Below are 15,284 nucleotides of genomic sequence, written 5' to 3' on the forward strand. Positions count from 1 at the left end.
AATTAGCAAAAACATAATAAAATTAAATTTTCTTTAAAATATTTTAAAATAATTGATAATTTTGTTTTTATATTAGCAACCTAATATTTTGAAGAGACAATGCTAAACGAAAGAATACCGGAACAGGGGCTTTACCACCCCGACTACGAACACGATGCATGTGGTGTTGGCTTTGTAGCCCATATAAAAGGACAAAAATCCCATCAGCAGGTACGCGATGCGCTGACCATGTTGGAAAACATGGAGCACCGTGGTGCATGTGGATGTGACCCTGAAAGTGGAGATGGCGCGGGTATTATGATTCAATTACCTCATGAATTTTTATGGGAAACCTGTATCAGCCTAGGCATCCAACTAGAGGAACCTGGTTACTACGGCACAGGAATGCTTTTTTTACCTAAGGAAGAGCCTTTAAATAAACTATGCCGTGATACCATTATCGAAGCGACAGAAGAAAGAGGCATGAAGTTTTTAGGCTTCCGCTCCGTACCTGTCAATAGAGATGGTATTGGCCCTACAGCTTTAGGTGCTGAGCCTGAGATTGTACAATTCTTTGTTTCACGCCCTGAAGGCATCGTCAATACGGAAGACTTTGAGCGTAAACTATTCGTTTTAAGACGCCTTATCATTCAAAAAGTTAAGCAGTTTCAAGCCTTCCCGCTTCCTTTATATATTGTTTCCCTTTCTTGTAAAACAATCATCTATAAAGGACAGTTGACAACGTATCAAGTAGGTACTTATTTTGAAGACCTTAAAGATCCACGCGTTGTTTCTGCATTTGGTTTGGTTCACTCTCGTTTTTCTACCAATACATTCCCAAGTTGGTCTTTAGCACAGCCCTTCCGTAATATTGCACACAACGGTGAAATCAATACCTTAACAGGTAACTTAAACTGGTTTTATGCGGGTATGCGTGCCCTATCATCACCATACTTCACAGAAGAGGAAATGCAAATTTTACTCCCTGTAGTTGATGCTGGTCAATCGGATTCGGCCTGTTTAGACAACCTTGTTGAACTCTTACTACACAGTGGTCGTAGCCTTCCACATGTGATGTTGATGTTGGTTCCTGAAGCATGGGACGGCAACACGCAAATGGATCCACTGAAAAGTGCTTTCTATGAGTACCATGCTACCTTGATGGAGCCATGGGATGGTCCTGCAGCCTTATGTTTTACCGATGGAAAAACAATTGGCGCTACATTAGACCGTAATGGTTTACGTCCGCTACGCTATGCAATCACGGCTGATGACCGCGTAATTGTGGCTTCTGAAGCAGGCGCATTACCTATTCCGGAAAGTATCATCATCAAAAAAGGAAGACAACAACCGGGTAAAATATTTGTCGTAGACATGGAAGCAGGATGCATCCGTAGTGACGAAGAAGTAAAAGGAGCATTAATCAATCAACAGCCATACGGCGAATGGTTGAATAACTATAAAATACGCATGGATGAACTCGAAGATCCACGTGTAACCTATACCTATTTACAAAAAGAAGCGGTCTTTAAGTATCAGCAAGCATTCGGATACTCGCGCGAGGATTTGGAAACAATCTTGACGCCTATGGCCCTCAGCGGCTATGAACCTATTGGTTCTATGGGTACCGATGTTCCACTTGCTATTTTATCGGATCAGCCGCAACACTTATCGAGTTACTTCAAACAATTTTTTGCGCAGGTAACAAATCCGCCAATCGACCCTATTCGTGAGCGTTTGGTGATGAGCTTAGCGACTTTCATCGGTAATGCGGGAAATATCCTTATCGAGGATAAGAAATTCTGTCACTGTGTGACCCTAGAACACCCGATATTAACATCGAGTGAGCTTGAAAAATTACGCTCTATTGATACCGGTATTTTCCAAGCAAAAACATTACAACTGTACTTCAAAGCTGATGGCAAAGCGGGCTCTTTGGCGGCAGGAATCGAAAGATTATGCCGTTATGCAGACGATGCTGTACGTGATGGATTTGAAGTTATTATCCTTTCCGACCGTGCAATCGACTCACAACATGCGGCTATCCCTTCTATCCTAGCGGTATCTGCGGTACACCACCACCTGATTAAAACAGGAAACCGTGGTGCTGTAGGTCTAGTAGTCGAAGCGGGTGACGTTTGGGAAGTACACCACTTCGCTTGTTTACTAGCTTTTGGTGCAACAGCGATTAACCCATACATGGCTTTAGCATCCATCCGTACCTTAAAAGAACAAGGCTTGATGGAAACAGACTTGACATGGGATGATTTAAAGAAAAACTACGTTAAGGCTATCTGCGCTGGACTATTGAAGATCTTCTCTAAAATGGGAATATCAACACTACAGTCGTACCATGGCGCTCAAATATTTGAAGTGTTAGGCTTAAACAGCGATGTGGTAAACAACTATTTCTGTGGTGCTGTTTCTCGTATCGAAGGGCTAAGCCTTGATGATATCGCAACAGAGTCGTTAGCTAAACACTGGCGTGCATTCGGCGACAGCCGTGTAGAAAAACAACTTCTTCCTGAAGGTGGTATCTACCAATGGAAACGCAGAGGTGAAGGTCACCTTTGGAATCCTGACACGGTACACCTTCTACAAAAAGCATGTCGTGAGAACGATTTTGAATCTTATAAAAAATATTCAGCTAAAATCAACAACCAAAAAGAAAGCATGTTCACGCTTCGTGGTTTGTTGGACTTCGCTAAACATAGAACAGCAGTTCCGCTAGCAGAAGTAGAGCCGATTGAAAATATTATGAAACGCTTTGCGACGGGCGCGATGTCGATGGGATCCATTTCCACGGAAGCACATAGCACCTTGGCCATCGCCATGAACCGCATTGGTGCGAAGAGCAACACCGGTGAAGGTGGTGAAGATGCAGCGCGTTTCACCAAACTGCCAAATGGCGACTCTATGCGCTCGGCCATCAAACAAGTGGCTTCGGCACGCTTTGGCGTAACATCGCATTACTTGACGGAAGCCGATGAAATTCAGATTAAAATGGCGCAAGGGGCAAAACCTGGTGAAGGTGGACAGCTACCGGGCCATAAGGTTGATGACTTTATCGCACGTCTGCGTCATGCAACACCTGGAGTAGGTTTAATTTCCCCTCCTCCACACCACGATATTTACTCTATCGAAGATTTAGCACAGCTTATTTTCGACTTGAAGAATGCGAATCGTGCAGCACGTATCAACGTGAAGTTGGTATCGAAAGCTGGTGTCGGCACTATTGCAGCCGGTGTAGCTAAGGCACACGCCGATGTTATCTTGATTGCTGGTTATGATGGTGGTACAGGAGCCTCTCCATTGAGTTCAGTGAAACATGCAGGTCTGCCGTGGGAACTTGGTCTTGCCGAAGCACAACAAACACTTGTTCAGAATAAATTGAGAAGTCGTGTCGTATTACAAGCCGATGGACAGATGAAAACAGGACGTGATATCGTTGTCGCTACTTTACTAGGTGCTGAAGAATGGGGCGTAGCTACCGCAGCCTTAGTTGCTGGTGGATGTATCATGATGCGTAAATGTCACCTCAATACCTGTCCGGTAGGTGTGGCGACGCAAGATCCTGAATTGCGTAAATTGTTCACAGGTAAACCTGAAGAGATCGTCAATCTTTTCCGCTTCTTGGCAGAAGAAATTCGCGAAATCATGGCCGAATTGGGCTTCCGTACCATCAACGAAATGGTGGGTAGAGCACAGTTCTTAAAGAAAAAAGAAAATAACATCCACTGGAAAGCTTCAAAAATTGATTTCTCGAAAATCCTTTATGTGGCGAGAAACGAGCCGGATGAGTCTTTATACAATACACAAGAGCAAGATCACGGCATGAGCATGATCCTTGACTGGGGATTGCTACGCCAATCGGAAGCAGCATTAGAAAGTAAAACGCCTGTATTTGGTACCTTCCATGTTAAAAACACAGACCGTACAATAGGAACCTTATTGTCTAATGAGATATCTAAACGCTACGGTGCTGACGGTCTTCCTGACAATAGCATAAACTTCAAATTTGAAGGTTCCGCAGGTCAGTCGTTTGGTGCCTTCGGTGCTAAAGGTCTTTCTTTCGAGCTTGAAGGTGAAGCCAACGACTACGTCGGAAAAGGATTGTCGGGCGCACAATTAGCAATCTACCCAACGAAAGATAGTCCACTTACGGCACATGAGAACATCATCATTGGTAACGTGGCCCTATATGGAGCAACAGCAGGACATCTTTTCATTAACGGTATGGCTGGCGAACGCTTCGCCGTACGTAACTCAGGCGCTACAGCCGTTGTAGAAGGTATTGGCGACCACGGTTGTGAATACATGACAGCGGGTAGAGCCTTGATTTTAGGTCCTACAGGTCGCAACTTCGCTGCCGGAATGAGCGGTGGTATCGCTTGGATCTATGATAAGAATGCCACATTTAAAGAGAACTGCAATCCCGAAATGGTCGACCTTGATCCTTTAGATACGAGCGATGAAAATGAAATTATCACCTTACTGAAACGTCATATCCACTTGACAAACAGTAAAATTGCTAATGATATTTTACAACGTTGGTCGGAGGAGAAAAACCGCTTTATCAAAGTATTCCCACGTGAGTACAAACAAGTTTTACGTAAAAAATTGGTGGAAGCCTAAGCAAGCAAAGAAAACAGATCATGGGAAAACCGACAGGATTTTTAGAATTTGAAAGAACGCTTCCGCAAAAAGATGCGGCAGAAAGCAGAAAACAAAATTATCAGGAATTTGTACATAGCTATTCCGACGAACAACTTAATCAGCAAGCAGCACGTTGCATGAATTGTGGTATTCCTTTTTGCCACTCGGGATGCCCACTGGGCAATGTTATCCCAGAATTCAATGATGCCGTATATGATGGACGTTGGGAAGAAGCGTACCAAATATTAACAAGTACCAATAACTTCCCTGAGTTTACGGGTCGTATTTGTCCGGCACCTTGCGAAGCAGCCTGCGTGTTGGGCATTAACAAATCGCCTGTTTCTATTGAAGAAATTGAAAAACATATTATCGAGATAGCGTATAAAAACAACTACGTACAGCCAAATAAGAGCCAACTAAAAACGGGCAAAAAGGTGGCCGTCGTAGGCTCTGGCCCTGCAGGGTTGGCTGCCGCAACGCAGCTTAATGCCGCAGGTCATGAGGTTGTTGTATACGAGCGCGACGATAAGATTGGCGGTCTTTTACGCTATGGAATTCCAGACTTCAAGCTTGATAAATCGGTTATCGACCGTCGTTTAAGCATCTTGGAACAGTCGGGTATTACGTTCCGTACGAATGCCGAAGTGGGTAAAAATGTACCTACTAGCGAACTACAGGCTTATGATGCCGTTGTCTTAGCTGGAGGATCAACCATTCCGCGCGACCTACCAATCCCAGGAAGAGAACTCAAAGGCGTACATTATGCTATGGAATTTTTAAAGCAGCAAAACAAAAGAGTAGGAAACTCCTCTTTTGAAGAAACTGAAATCCATGCACAAGGCAAAAATGTATTAGTCATTGGTGGTGGAGATACAGGTTCCGACTGCGTCGGAACCTCTAACCGACATGGTGCCAAATCGGTCACTCAATTTGAGTTGATGCCACAACCACCGCAACAACGTACTGCGGCGATGCCATGGCCTACCTACCCAATGTTGCTTAAGACAACAAGCTCGCATGAAGAAGGCTGTAAACGCTACTGGAGTGTAAGCACGAAGGCTTTCTTGGGTGACGAAAAAGGCCAATTACGTGCCGCTTTGGTGGTCGACCTTGAATGGGAAACCGATTCCTTAGGCCGTCCGACAAAATTCGCAGAGGTAGCTGGCTCCGAGCGCGAGATTCCTTGCGAGTTGGTGACACTAGCGATGGGTTTCTTACATCCGCAACGCGAAGGGTTAATCGAGCAGCTGGGTCTTAAATTGGATGCACGTGGCAATGTTGATGCTGTAGAAGGTCAATACAAAACTTCGGTAGATCATATTTTTACCGCAGGTGATATGCGCAGAGGACAGTCGCTTGTTGTATGGGCGATTTCCGAAGGACGCGAATGCGCACGCAAAGTAGATGAATACTTAATGGGTTACACCGAGTTAGCATCTAAAGATAAACTAGTCTCATACGCTTAATTTCATATACTTATGGACATCCCTGTCCATAAGTAAAAAAGCCGGATCCCCAATCCGGCTTTATTTTTTTATAAAATTTCCTTAGGATATACTTGCTTTTGCAGCGCTTTTACGTTCCATTTTTGTCTTGAGGTAAGGGTATACAAATACGGCACAAAGCACAATAATAGCACCCATATAAAACCCCGTACTCATCGTTTCCTTCTCTCCAAAAATTAGTAGCGCAAGGATGATACCATATACAGGCTCCATATTCGTCGTTAGCGCCACCGTAAAGGCACTCAATTCTTTCATCACCGATACCCCCAACACATAAGCTACGGCGGTACAGAGAACGCCCAACAGTAAGAGGTAGCCTAAATCATGCGTGCTGAGCATAAGATCCGCGGTAAAGCCTCCTGTAAAAAGCATATATAAAGACAGCCAGAAGAAGGCGCCTATCATTTCGTAACACGTAATCAAGGGAGCGCTGCTATGCTTCACCATACGCGCGTTCATCACCGAGAAAAAGCTCGCACAAAAAGCGCAGGAAAGACCAAATATAATCCCCCATAGGTACTGAAACTCAAACTTAAATATCAAGTAAATACCAAAAATAGTTACTAGCCCAACAATCACATCAGCTATCGAAAACTTCTTTCGATTAATTAGTGGTTCTAAAATAGACGTAAATAGCGTTAAGGCAGATAAAGTCACCAGTGTAACCGATACCGTAGAGATTTTAATAGCGTGAAAAAACAAACCCCAATGTAAGCCGACAACACCACCCACCAGCAAAAACTGAATGAGTCGCCCACGGTCAACACGCATAGATTGTCCTGTGAATAGAAAATAAGCCATCAAGGAAAGGCTAGCGATTAGCACGCGATACCAAACAAGATGAAGGGCAGATACGGAGATTAAATCCCCTAGAATACCTGTAAATCCCCAAATTAATACCGTTAGGTGTAAAATGAGGATATTTTTGTTGAAAGAAATGCCGCGCATTTTTATTTAGGAGCTTTATGTTTAAGCCAGAAACCTAAGGCCAAAAAGAGGACATTAGGAATTAAAATTGCTAGTAGAGGTGGTAGTCCTCCTTTTAGGGAGAACATGGTTGAAAACTGAACCAACAACAGGAAGGTGAAACTCAAGGCAATACCAATACCCAAACTTAAACCAATACCTCCGCGCACCTTTTTGGACGATAAAGATACCCCCATCAAGGTCAAGATGAACGCAGAAAAAGGACCGATATAACGCTTATATTTCTCCAACAGTAAATCAGTCATCATCCCCGTTCCCCGGATCTCTTCTTTCTCAATACGTTGATTAAGCTCTTTGGTATCCATGGCGGTAAACACGTTGTCGTACACCTCAAAATCCCGAGGTAGCATGTCTAATGTGGTGTCACGCACCGTACCTTGATCCATTGTTTCCTTAAGGCCATCAATCTTACGTACGGTATAATCTTCAATCTTCCATTTTTCAAGCTCTGGGTTCCACGTTATACGATTAGCCATTAGCTTCTCCGTTAACTTATCACCATCAAACTTCTCCAAAGAAAAATTGTAGCCTACATTCGAGCGAATATCATAGTTATCGATATACACATACGTATTTGAATCAATCTGCATGTGTGTCGACAACGTCGAAGAACTTACCCGATTGGGCTTCACATATACATTTTCGAAGTTAATCTTAACCTTATTGGTATAAGGGATAATCCAGATATTGGAAACAAAGGTAAATGTAAAAATGATCCCTGCGGCAATCATATAAGGCCTTAGGAATCTATTAAAGCTCATCCCGCCACTTAAAATCGGGACAATCTCCGTCTGATCGGCCATCTTCGAGGTGAAGAAGATAACGGCAATAAAGTTGATCAGTGGTGTTAGCATATTCAGGAAAAAAGGAATACTGCCCATGGCATAGTACTCAAAAAAGACCTTACTCATCGGCGCCTTATACTTCAAGAAGTCATCTAGCTTTTCCGATACGTCAAATACCACAATCACTACGATAAAAATACCAACCGTAAAGGCAAAGGTGCTCAGGTATTTTTTGATGATATAGCGATCAATAATATTCATTCCCTAATTAAATGCGTGTGAACTCAAATGTAAAAAATCAAATTTAAAAAGCAGGTTAAAAGAAGTTAATAGCTTATTCTTTTAACCTGCTACGATGGCTACCGTCCTTACAGACGTTGACCTAATGTCTTCACCATTTTCTCTTTCCAATCATAGAAAGTACCATCAATAATTTTCTCACGCGCTTGTTTCACAAGCCATAAGTAGAAATGTAAATTATGAAGTGATGCAATCTGTGCACCTAAAATTTCTTGTGAACGAATCAAGTGGCGTAAATATGCTTTGGTATGGATCTGATCTACCAACAAATCACTCTCTGCCTCAATTGGCGAGAAGTCTGCTTTCCATTTTTCATTTTTAATATTGATAATACCATTCTGCGTGAAAAGCATCCCGTTACGTGCATTACGCGTAGGCATCACACAGTCAAACATATCAATACCTAAAGCAATATTCTCTAATAAGTTGATTGGCGTACCAACACCCATCAAATAACGAGGTTTATCTTTCGGAAGAATGTTCGTTACCACCTCGGTCATTGCATACATCTCATCTGCAGGCTCACCAACAGAAAGACCACCAATTGCATTTCCCTCACGGTTGAACGAAGCAATTACCTCTGCCGACTTGGCACGTAAATCTTTATACGTTGACCCTTGAACAATCGGAAAAAGGGTTTGATCATAGCCATAAAGCGGATCGGTAGAATCAAAACGATCGACACAACGCTTCAACCAACGGTGTGTCATATCCAATGATCTACGTGCATAATTGTAGTCACATGGATAAGGAGTACACTCATCAAAAGCCATAATAATATCAGCACCAATGACACGCTGTGTATCCATCACGTTTTCTGGTGTAAACAAATGCTTAGAACCGTCAACGTGCGAACGGAAGGTAACACCTTCCTCACGAATCTTACGTACCTCTGTCAACGAGTATACCTGGTAGCCTCCCGAATCGGTTAAGATTGGACCATCCCAGTTGATAAATTTATGTAAACCACCTGCTTTATTAATAACATCCAATCCTGGACGTAAATACAAGTGATAGGTATTACCTAAAATAATCTGTGCCTGAATATCGTTCACCAACTCATGCTGATGAACAGCCTTCACAGTACCTGCTGTACCTACTGGCATAAAAATCGGCGTCTGGATCTGTCCGTGTGCTGTTTCTAATACACCAGCTCTGGCGCTTGATGCTTTATCTTGTGCTTGAAGCGTAAATTTCATAGTTATCTTGTCCCTCCTACCCTAATGGCAAAATCCCTGCAAAAATAAAATAAAAAATGCGAGGAAACGACTAAGGAACAAAATCTTAATAAAACTTACCTTTTTCTCCGTCTAATCTTCTTAGAAGACCTTATCTTTGAACTCGCTAATAAATACTATGGATCAGCTAATGTCATACTTCACTACTATTCCCGTCATACCTCTGGGAATTTTAGTTTTACTTTTAGGTATACAGCTCTATTACATCTTTTTTGTATATGGAAGGCTCGCTGGCCATCGGGTACAATCACAGCGTGATAATGGCGACCAAAAGCCTATCAGCATCATTATTTGTGCACGCAATGAGGAGGAGAATCTACGTAGTTTCTTACCGCTTATTTTAACACAAGACTACCCTACTTTTGAAGTCGTTGTTGTTAATGACTGCTCCAGTGATGATACAGAGTGGGTATTGCAAGAATTTTCAGCTCAATATCCAGATAAACTTAAAGTGACCACCATTCAGGATCATATCCAATTGAAGCACTCCAAGAAATTCGCTGCAACAATGGGAATCAAGGCTTCTAAGTACGAACATCTGGTATTTACAGATGCCGACTGTGAGCCGAGCTCACCGCTATGGCTAGCTGAAATTGCAGGTGCTTTTACCGAAGATACCGAGATTGTATTGGGCTACTCCCCATATTTCCGCCATAAGGGAATGCTCAACAGGATTATTCGCTTCGAGACCAGCCACACAGCAATGAGCTACTTAGCTTATGCCCTAAAGAAAAATGCCTACATGGGTGTTGGTAGAAACCTTGCCTACACAAAGAGTCTTTTCTTCCGTGGCAAAGGCTTCAACAAGCACATGCATATTAAATCAGGCGATGACGATTTATTTGTCAACCATAATGCGACAAAGAAGAATGTACGCATCGCCATCGATAAGGATGCTTTCACTTATTCTGTTCCAAAGACAACCTGGAAAAGCTATTACAAACAAAAAGGAAGACATGCTGGTGCTTCTGTACTCTACAAATCAGCACATAAAAGAATGCTTGCTACACAGCTGCTATCTGCCGTCTTATTCTATGTAGCCCTATTTGCCTTTGCAGCAATATTCCCGAGCTACTGGCAGGTACCTGTAGCCATTTACTTACTACGCTTAATCGCTCAATATATTATTTTTAGCAAAATATATAGAAAACTAGGGGTAAAAGATCTTTTACTATGGCTTCCATTTCTAGACCTTTTTTACTATTTCTATATTTGCATCAACGGATTATTCACCAGAAAGAAAAAACAAGTCTCCTGGTCTTAATTCCCTAATGAATACGCTTATGATGAACCCTACGGTAGATATAATCTTCAAGTACTTTCCGAAATTAACGGAAAAACAAAAAAAACAGTTTGCTGAACTAGAAACGGTATACCCTTTTTGGAATGACCAGATTAATGTAGTGTCGCGCAAAGACATATCTTCGCTCTACCTACACCATGTGCTCCACTCCTTAGGCATTGCCAAGTTTATGACCAGCTTCACACCAGGCACCAAAATCTTAGATGTAGGAACTGGTGGTGGATTTCCAGGCATCCCTTTAGCCATCCTCTTCCCGGAAGTACAATTCCAGCTAGTTGATTCTATTGGTAAGAAAATTAAAGTGGTACGGGAGGTAGCTGCGGCTATCGGATTAGAAAACGTAGAAGCTTTTCACCTACGTGCGGAAGAATTAGAAGAAAAATACGACTTTGTTGTTTCACGTGCTGTAACGCGATTGATTGATTTCATGCCTTGGGTACGCAACAAAATTGAAAAGAAAGATAAAAATGGATTGCCAAACGGCATCTTATACCTTAAAGGAGGAGATTTGAAAGAAGAAATTAAAGAGGCTAGAGTTCGTGCAGAACTACATTCTTTATCTTCCTACTTCGAAGAAGATTTCTTTGAAACGAAACAATTGGTCTACATACCAATGTAATAAAAAAGGCTCCATGAATACAATGCCCCCAAAAAGTTAGACACTTTCTGGGGGCATTTTTATTAAAAAATAATCTCTAAAACCAACAGGAATAAAATACGAACACCTAAAGTTATATTATTAGACAACTTTTAATTATCTTTAATTAAGATGACTTAAAGTATGAAAGTGGAAAAAAGTAAAATTCTCACTTCTTTAGAAGAACTTATTAATGATGAATTTGGAGAAATAGGAACTCCTTCACGTGATGCGTTTGAAGAAGGTTATACTGATTTTAAGATTGGCGTTATCATTCAACAAGCCCGTAAAGAAAAAGGCATGACACAAGAACAGCTTGCTGAAAAAATAGGGACCAGTAAGGGTAATATCTCAAAAATTGAGAATAATGTAAAAGACGTACGCTTTTCAACAATAAAAAAAATTATTGAAGAAGGTTTAGGCGGCCGATTAGACTTATCAATCAAATTTTAGAAACCGCCATCACATCCTCTTCCGTACTATGTTAAAATCATAGCCTTTTTTATTCGCCTATGATTTCTAAAATCTTTTGGCCAATAAGGTTTATTTCTTCATCCATTCCAAACAATGGAAGCTCCGTTTCTGGATCCAGCTTTAACCAAAGCTTATCGGTATCTTTAATAATTTTGACGTATTCTAATCCGTCTTTAAAAACCATAAAAACTTCCTCCTCTTCCGGAAAAACTGAATAAACAGTGGCACCAATTTCAATATCGAATGGTTCTTTGGCTCCTTGTAACTCCATAAATTTTGTTTTTCCTACAAAGTTAGTTTTTTAAAAACTAATTTCTTATTTTTAAGTACCCAATTATGAACAGGCTGCTGCAAATAGCACTCACCAAAATCAAAGGCATAGGTCCTAAAAACGCTCGCAATTTGCTGGCACATTGTGGCTCTATGGAAGAAATTTTCAAAGCTAAAAAAAAGCAGCTGTTGGCTATTCCTAATATTGGTCAAGTAACCGTGGATGCCATCCTATCCAAAGAATATTTGCAACAGGCAGAGGAAGAACTATATTTCATTTAAAAAAATAATATTCAACTCCGTTGGATTACGGACGATGATTACCCAAGGCGGCTTTTACAATGTGAAGACGCCCCACTACTACTCTATTATAAAGGATCTGTAGACCTCAACCCAAAACATTGCATCAGTATTGTAGGCACTAGAAATGCGACTGCCTACGGCAGAAAAATAGGCGATGAACTTGTGAAAACCCTATCTCACTTAGCAGGGACTCAAATCATTAGCGGACTTGCCTATGGCATCGATATCCATGCCCACCGCTTAGCGCTTAAACATCATATCCCAACCATTGGTATCCTCGGCCATGGATTTGACCAGTTATATCCTGCGGCACATAAAAGTACAGCAGAAGAAATGATTGAACATGGAGGGCTAATCACCGAGTTTTCCTCGCAAACAAAACTCGACCGCACAAACTTCCCGACCCGAAACCGCATCATTGCTGGCTTAAGCGATGTAACTGTCGTCATTGAAGCCGCAAAAAAGGGAGGAGCACTTATTACAGCAGAAATAGCCAATAGCTATAACCGCGATGTATGTGCATTTCCAGGGGCGATTGACCAAACGTATTCGGCAGGCTGCAACTACCTCATAAAAACACATCGAGCACATCTCATTCAAAATGGTGAAGACCTCATACAGCTTATGGGATGGGCACAACGGCCAAGGCCTGGAGGCGGCAAACAATTAAACCTACTACCTCCACAACTCCGCCCGGATGAAAAAATGATACATCAATTTTTAGAAGATAAAAAACAAGCTGGCATTGATGAAATAGCCTTACAGCTAAATTGGCCAATGAGCAAGCTCGCGAGCACCCTTCTAGAAATGGAAATAAATGAATACATAATAGCCTTGCCCGGCAAACAGTACAAAAACCTATTGTAAACCTATATATCAACATTATGGAAACCGAAAGAAAAACTTTACGAAAAGTTATCGGCGCCTCCTCCTTAGGCACCCTAATTGAATGGTATGACTTCTTTATATTTGGGAGTCTATCCGTGGTGTTATCCACCAAATTTTTCCCTTCAGACAATCCTACGGCGGCCTTTTTATCGACCTTGGCAACCTTTGCAGCAGGATTTGTAGTCCGTCCCTTTGGGGCTTTGTTCTTCGGTCGGCTGGGCGACCTTATCGGTCGGAAATACACCTTTATGGTCACCTTGATGCTTATGGGAGGTGCCACCTTCCTAATCGGGATAACACCGAGCTATGAGTCTATAGGTTTCTTCGCTCCCTTGATTGTTTTATGCTTACGCCTATTGCAAGGACTAGCCTTAGGAGGCGAGTATGGCGGAGCAGCAACATATGTAGCTGAGCATAGCCCTAAAGACCAACGAGGCTATTGGACCTCCTGGATACAGACAACAGCGACTTTTGGTTTATTCATATCCCTAGCCGTAATCCTCGCTACACGATACCTACTTTCAGAACAGCAGTTTGACGACTGGGGATGGCGTGTTCCATTCGTCATCTCTATATTTATGGTTTATGTATCTTACTTAATCCGTAAGAACATGGATGAATCACCTGAATTTAAAAAGGTGAAAGCAGAGGGTAAAACAGCAAAAAATCCACTGAAGGAAAGTTTTGGCAACAGCTACAATTTGAAATTTGTGCTACTAGCCTTATTTGGAGCCACCATGGGACAAGGTGTCGTATGGTATACGGGACAGTTTTACTCCATGAGCTTTATGAAGACAGTCATGCTGCTAGAGAGCAATCAGGCAGATATGATTTTAGGTATAGCCCTCCTCCTTGCTACGCCATTTTTTGTAGTCTTTGGTAAATTAAGCGACAAACTAGGACGCAAATGGTTAATGTTAGCAGGTATGCTACTTGCATTGCTTACCTACAGGCCTATTTATGAGGCCATGTATCAAATAACCAACCTAAGCACAAAAATAGCGACGGAACAGCCACACGGTGTAGACCAACTGGTAAAACCCAAGGACCATGGTTACGACCAGCTGGATGTTAGCACCCAACATTTTGCCGATGGCACATTACTTAAGCAAACAAAAACAACCAAGCTAGATCATCAAAAACAGCCTATATTAAAAGATGACAAGCCTGTAGAAACCCTTAAAAGTAGTGTCCACATCAACGGAAGCAATTATTTCAAGCTGATACTGCTCGTCTTTATTCAAGTATTCTACATCACACTTGTCTACGGTCCTATCGCGGCCTTCTTAGTTGAAATATTCCCGACCTCCATACGCTACACCTCTATGTCTTTACCATACCATATCGGTAATGGTGTCTTCGGAGGATTACTACCGGCTGTATCAACCTACCTAGCCACCAACGCACAAATGAAGAATGACAGCAACTTCTACTTAGCAGGGCTGTGGTACCCGATTATTATTGCAGGGGTATCCTTCATCATTGGGGCCTTATACATCAGCAAAAATATGACGGCAAATAAATTAGAACAATAAACATGGAAACGCTAAAAAAAATATTAGGTATCCTATGGATCGCATTGGCCATATTTACCGCTTACTTGAGCATCGCTTACCTTGGTCTTCCAAAAATTACCTCCGGGAAACAGGAAGATTTGGTTTTTGGGCTTATTATTCTCTTTATTTTAACACCAATTATTAGTGTTGGGCTCATCTTTTTCGGATATTATGCCTTACGTGGAGATTACGACAAAGAAAAGATGTAAATTTATTCACTGTATATCAGTATACTATGCAAAGAATGCATAAATACTTTGCATAGTATTAACTTTTTCCTACTTTTGTCGCGGGTAAGTCTTCTACGACCAGCTCCCGATGACTCCCCCAGGTTGGGAACAAAGCAAGGGTATTTGGTTGAGCGGTGCGATAGAAGTAGCTTACCCACTTTTTTTTTCTAAAA

Annotated in this window: 13 protein-coding genes and 1 other RNA gene; 10 read left to right on the top strand and 4 right to left on the bottom strand. The window is 41.9% G+C overall.

Going from position 1 to position 15,284, the window contains the following annotated elements; all coding sequences use genetic code 11:
* The first annotated feature begins 99 nt into the window (after nt 1-99).
* A complete protein-coding gene (gene gltB, locus WH223_RS02200) occupies nt 100-4,614 on the top strand; it encodes a glutamate synthase large subunit (protein ID WP_340045891.1) in 4,515 nt (1,504 codons plus the stop codon).
* 20 nt (nt 4,615-4,634) lie between these two features.
* The gene (locus tag WH223_RS02205; RefSeq protein WP_340045893.1) at nt 4,635-6,101 is read left to right on the top strand and encodes a glutamate synthase subunit beta; all 1,467 of its coding nucleotides are present in this window, start codon (nt 4,635-4,637) and stop codon (nt 6,099-6,101) included.
* 81 nt (nt 6,102-6,182) lie between these two features.
* On the opposite strand, the gene WH223_RS02210 is transcribed toward WH223_RS02205, so the two are convergent.
* From WH223_RS02210 to tgt, 3 genes are all read right to left on the bottom strand, one after another.
* The gene (locus tag WH223_RS02210) at nt 6,183-7,088 is read right to left on the bottom strand and encodes a DMT family transporter (protein WP_340045895.1); all 906 of its coding nucleotides are present in this window, start codon (nt 7,086-7,088) and stop codon (nt 6,183-6,185) included.
* Nucleotides 7,089-7,090: 2 nt separating this feature from the next.
* The gene (locus tag WH223_RS02215) at nt 7,091-8,173 is read right to left on the bottom strand and encodes an LptF/LptG family permease (RefSeq protein ID WP_340045896.1); all 1,083 of its coding nucleotides are present in this window, start codon (nt 8,171-8,173) and stop codon (nt 7,091-7,093) included.
* Nucleotides 8,174-8,280: 107 nt separating this feature from the next.
* Nucleotides 8,281-9,411 (bottom strand): tRNA guanosine(34) transglycosylase Tgt, encoded by a 1,131-nt coding sequence (tgt, locus tag WH223_RS02220; protein ID WP_340045897.1) that lies wholly within the window; start codon nt 9,409-9,411, stop codon nt 8,281-8,283.
* A gap of 157 nt (nt 9,412-9,568) precedes the next feature.
* On the opposite strand from tgt, the gene WH223_RS02225 reads away from it, so the two are divergent.
* The 3 genes from WH223_RS02225 (at nt 9,569) to WH223_RS02235 (ending at nt 11,843) form a co-directional block, all read left to right on the top strand.
* Nucleotides 9,569-10,714, top strand: a complete 1,146-nt coding sequence (locus tag WH223_RS02225) for a glycosyltransferase (RefSeq protein WP_340045898.1) — start codon at nt 9,569-9,571, stop codon at nt 10,712-10,714.
* Nucleotides 10,715-10,736: 22 nt separating this feature from the next.
* Nucleotides 10,737-11,372 carry a 16S rRNA (guanine(527)-N(7))-methyltransferase RsmG gene (rsmG, locus tag WH223_RS02230; protein WP_340046040.1) on the top strand — a complete coding sequence of 212 codons (636 nt, stop codon included), beginning with the start codon at nt 10,737-10,739 and terminating at the stop codon, nt 11,370-11,372.
* Nucleotides 11,373-11,534: 162 nt separating this feature from the next.
* Nucleotides 11,535-11,843 (top strand): helix-turn-helix domain-containing protein, encoded by a 309-nt coding sequence (locus WH223_RS02235; protein ID WP_340045899.1) that lies wholly within the window; start codon nt 11,535-11,537, stop codon nt 11,841-11,843.
* A gap of 49 nt (nt 11,844-11,892) precedes the next feature.
* On the opposite strand, the gene WH223_RS02240 is transcribed toward WH223_RS02235, so the two are convergent.
* A complete protein-coding gene (locus WH223_RS02240; protein ID WP_340045900.1) occupies nt 11,893-12,135 on the bottom strand; it encodes a hypothetical protein in 243 nt (80 codons plus the stop codon).
* Between the two features lie 65 nt (nt 12,136-12,200).
* Here WH223_RS02240 and WH223_RS02245 point away from each other — a divergent pair, with 65 nt between their 5' ends.
* The 5 genes from WH223_RS02245 (at nt 12,201) to ffs (ending at nt 15,270) form a co-directional block, all read left to right on the top strand.
* Entirely contained in the window at nt 12,201-12,416 is a 216-nt protein-coding gene (locus tag WH223_RS02245) for a helix-hairpin-helix domain-containing protein (protein WP_340045901.1), read from the top strand.
* 9 nt (nt 12,417-12,425) lie between these two features.
* Complete coding sequence (gene dprA / locus WH223_RS02250) at nt 12,426-13,304, top strand: DNA-processing protein DprA (protein WP_340046041.1); 879 nt, start codon at nt 12,426-12,428, stop codon at nt 13,302-13,304.
* A gap of 17 nt (nt 13,305-13,321) precedes the next feature.
* Nucleotides 13,322-14,860, top strand: a complete 1,539-nt coding sequence (locus WH223_RS02255) for an MFS transporter (RefSeq protein WP_340045902.1) — start codon at nt 13,322-13,324, stop codon at nt 14,858-14,860.
* A gap of 2 nt (nt 14,861-14,862) precedes the next feature.
* Nucleotides 14,863-15,090: a DUF6814 family protein gene (locus WH223_RS02260; protein WP_340045903.1), complete on the top strand. Its 228-nt coding sequence runs from the start codon at nt 14,863-14,865 to the stop codon at nt 15,088-15,090.
* An 82-nt stretch (nt 15,091-15,172) separates the two neighbouring features.
* An RNA gene (gene ffs, locus WH223_RS02265) (signal recognition particle sRNA small type) lies at nt 15,173-15,270 on the top strand.
* Nucleotides 15,271-15,284: the final 14 nt, after the last annotated feature.

Origin of the sequence: Sphingobacterium sp. MYb382 (genome assembly GCF_037572665.1) — a bacterium.
GTDB lineage: Bacteria > Bacteroidota > Bacteroidia > Sphingobacteriales > Sphingobacteriaceae > Sphingobacterium.

What these genes read in the sequence shown, in the direction of transcription:
- gltB (WP_340045891.1), top strand. Translation starts at nt 100, where the DNA reads ATGCTAAACGAAAGAATACCGGAACAGGGGCTTTACCACCCCGACTAC.
- WH223_RS02205 (WP_340045893.1), top strand. Translation starts at nt 4,635, where the DNA reads ATGGGAAAACCGACAGGATTTTTAGAATTTGAAAGAACGCTTCCGCAA.
- WH223_RS02210 (WP_340045895.1), bottom strand. Translation starts at nt 7,088, where the DNA reads ATGCGCGGCATTTCTTTCAACAAAAATATCCTCATTTTACACCTAACG.
- WH223_RS02215 (WP_340045896.1), bottom strand. Translation starts at nt 8,173, where the DNA reads ATGAATATTATTGATCGCTATATCATCAAAAAATACCTGAGCACCTTT.
- tgt (WP_340045897.1), bottom strand. Translation starts at nt 9,411, where the DNA reads ATGAAATTTACGCTTCAAGCACAAGATAAAGCATCAAGCGCCAGAGCT.
- WH223_RS02225 (WP_340045898.1), top strand. Translation starts at nt 9,569, where the DNA reads ATGGATCAGCTAATGTCATACTTCACTACTATTCCCGTCATACCTCTG.
- rsmG (WP_340046040.1), top strand. Translation starts at nt 10,737, where the DNA reads ATGAACCCTACGGTAGATATAATCTTCAAGTACTTTCCGAAATTAACG.
- WH223_RS02235 (WP_340045899.1), top strand. Translation starts at nt 11,535, where the DNA reads ATGAAAGTGGAAAAAAGTAAAATTCTCACTTCTTTAGAAGAACTTATT.
- WH223_RS02240 (WP_340045900.1), bottom strand. Translation starts at nt 12,135, where the DNA reads ATGGAGTTACAAGGAGCCAAAGAACCATTCGATATTGAAATTGGTGCC.
- WH223_RS02245 (WP_340045901.1), top strand. Translation starts at nt 12,201, where the DNA reads ATGAACAGGCTGCTGCAAATAGCACTCACCAAAATCAAAGGCATAGGT.
- WH223_RS02255 (WP_340045902.1), top strand. Translation starts at nt 13,322, where the DNA reads ATGGAAACCGAAAGAAAAACTTTACGAAAAGTTATCGGCGCCTCCTCC.
- WH223_RS02260 (WP_340045903.1), top strand. Translation starts at nt 14,863, where the DNA reads ATGGAAACGCTAAAAAAAATATTAGGTATCCTATGGATCGCATTGGCC.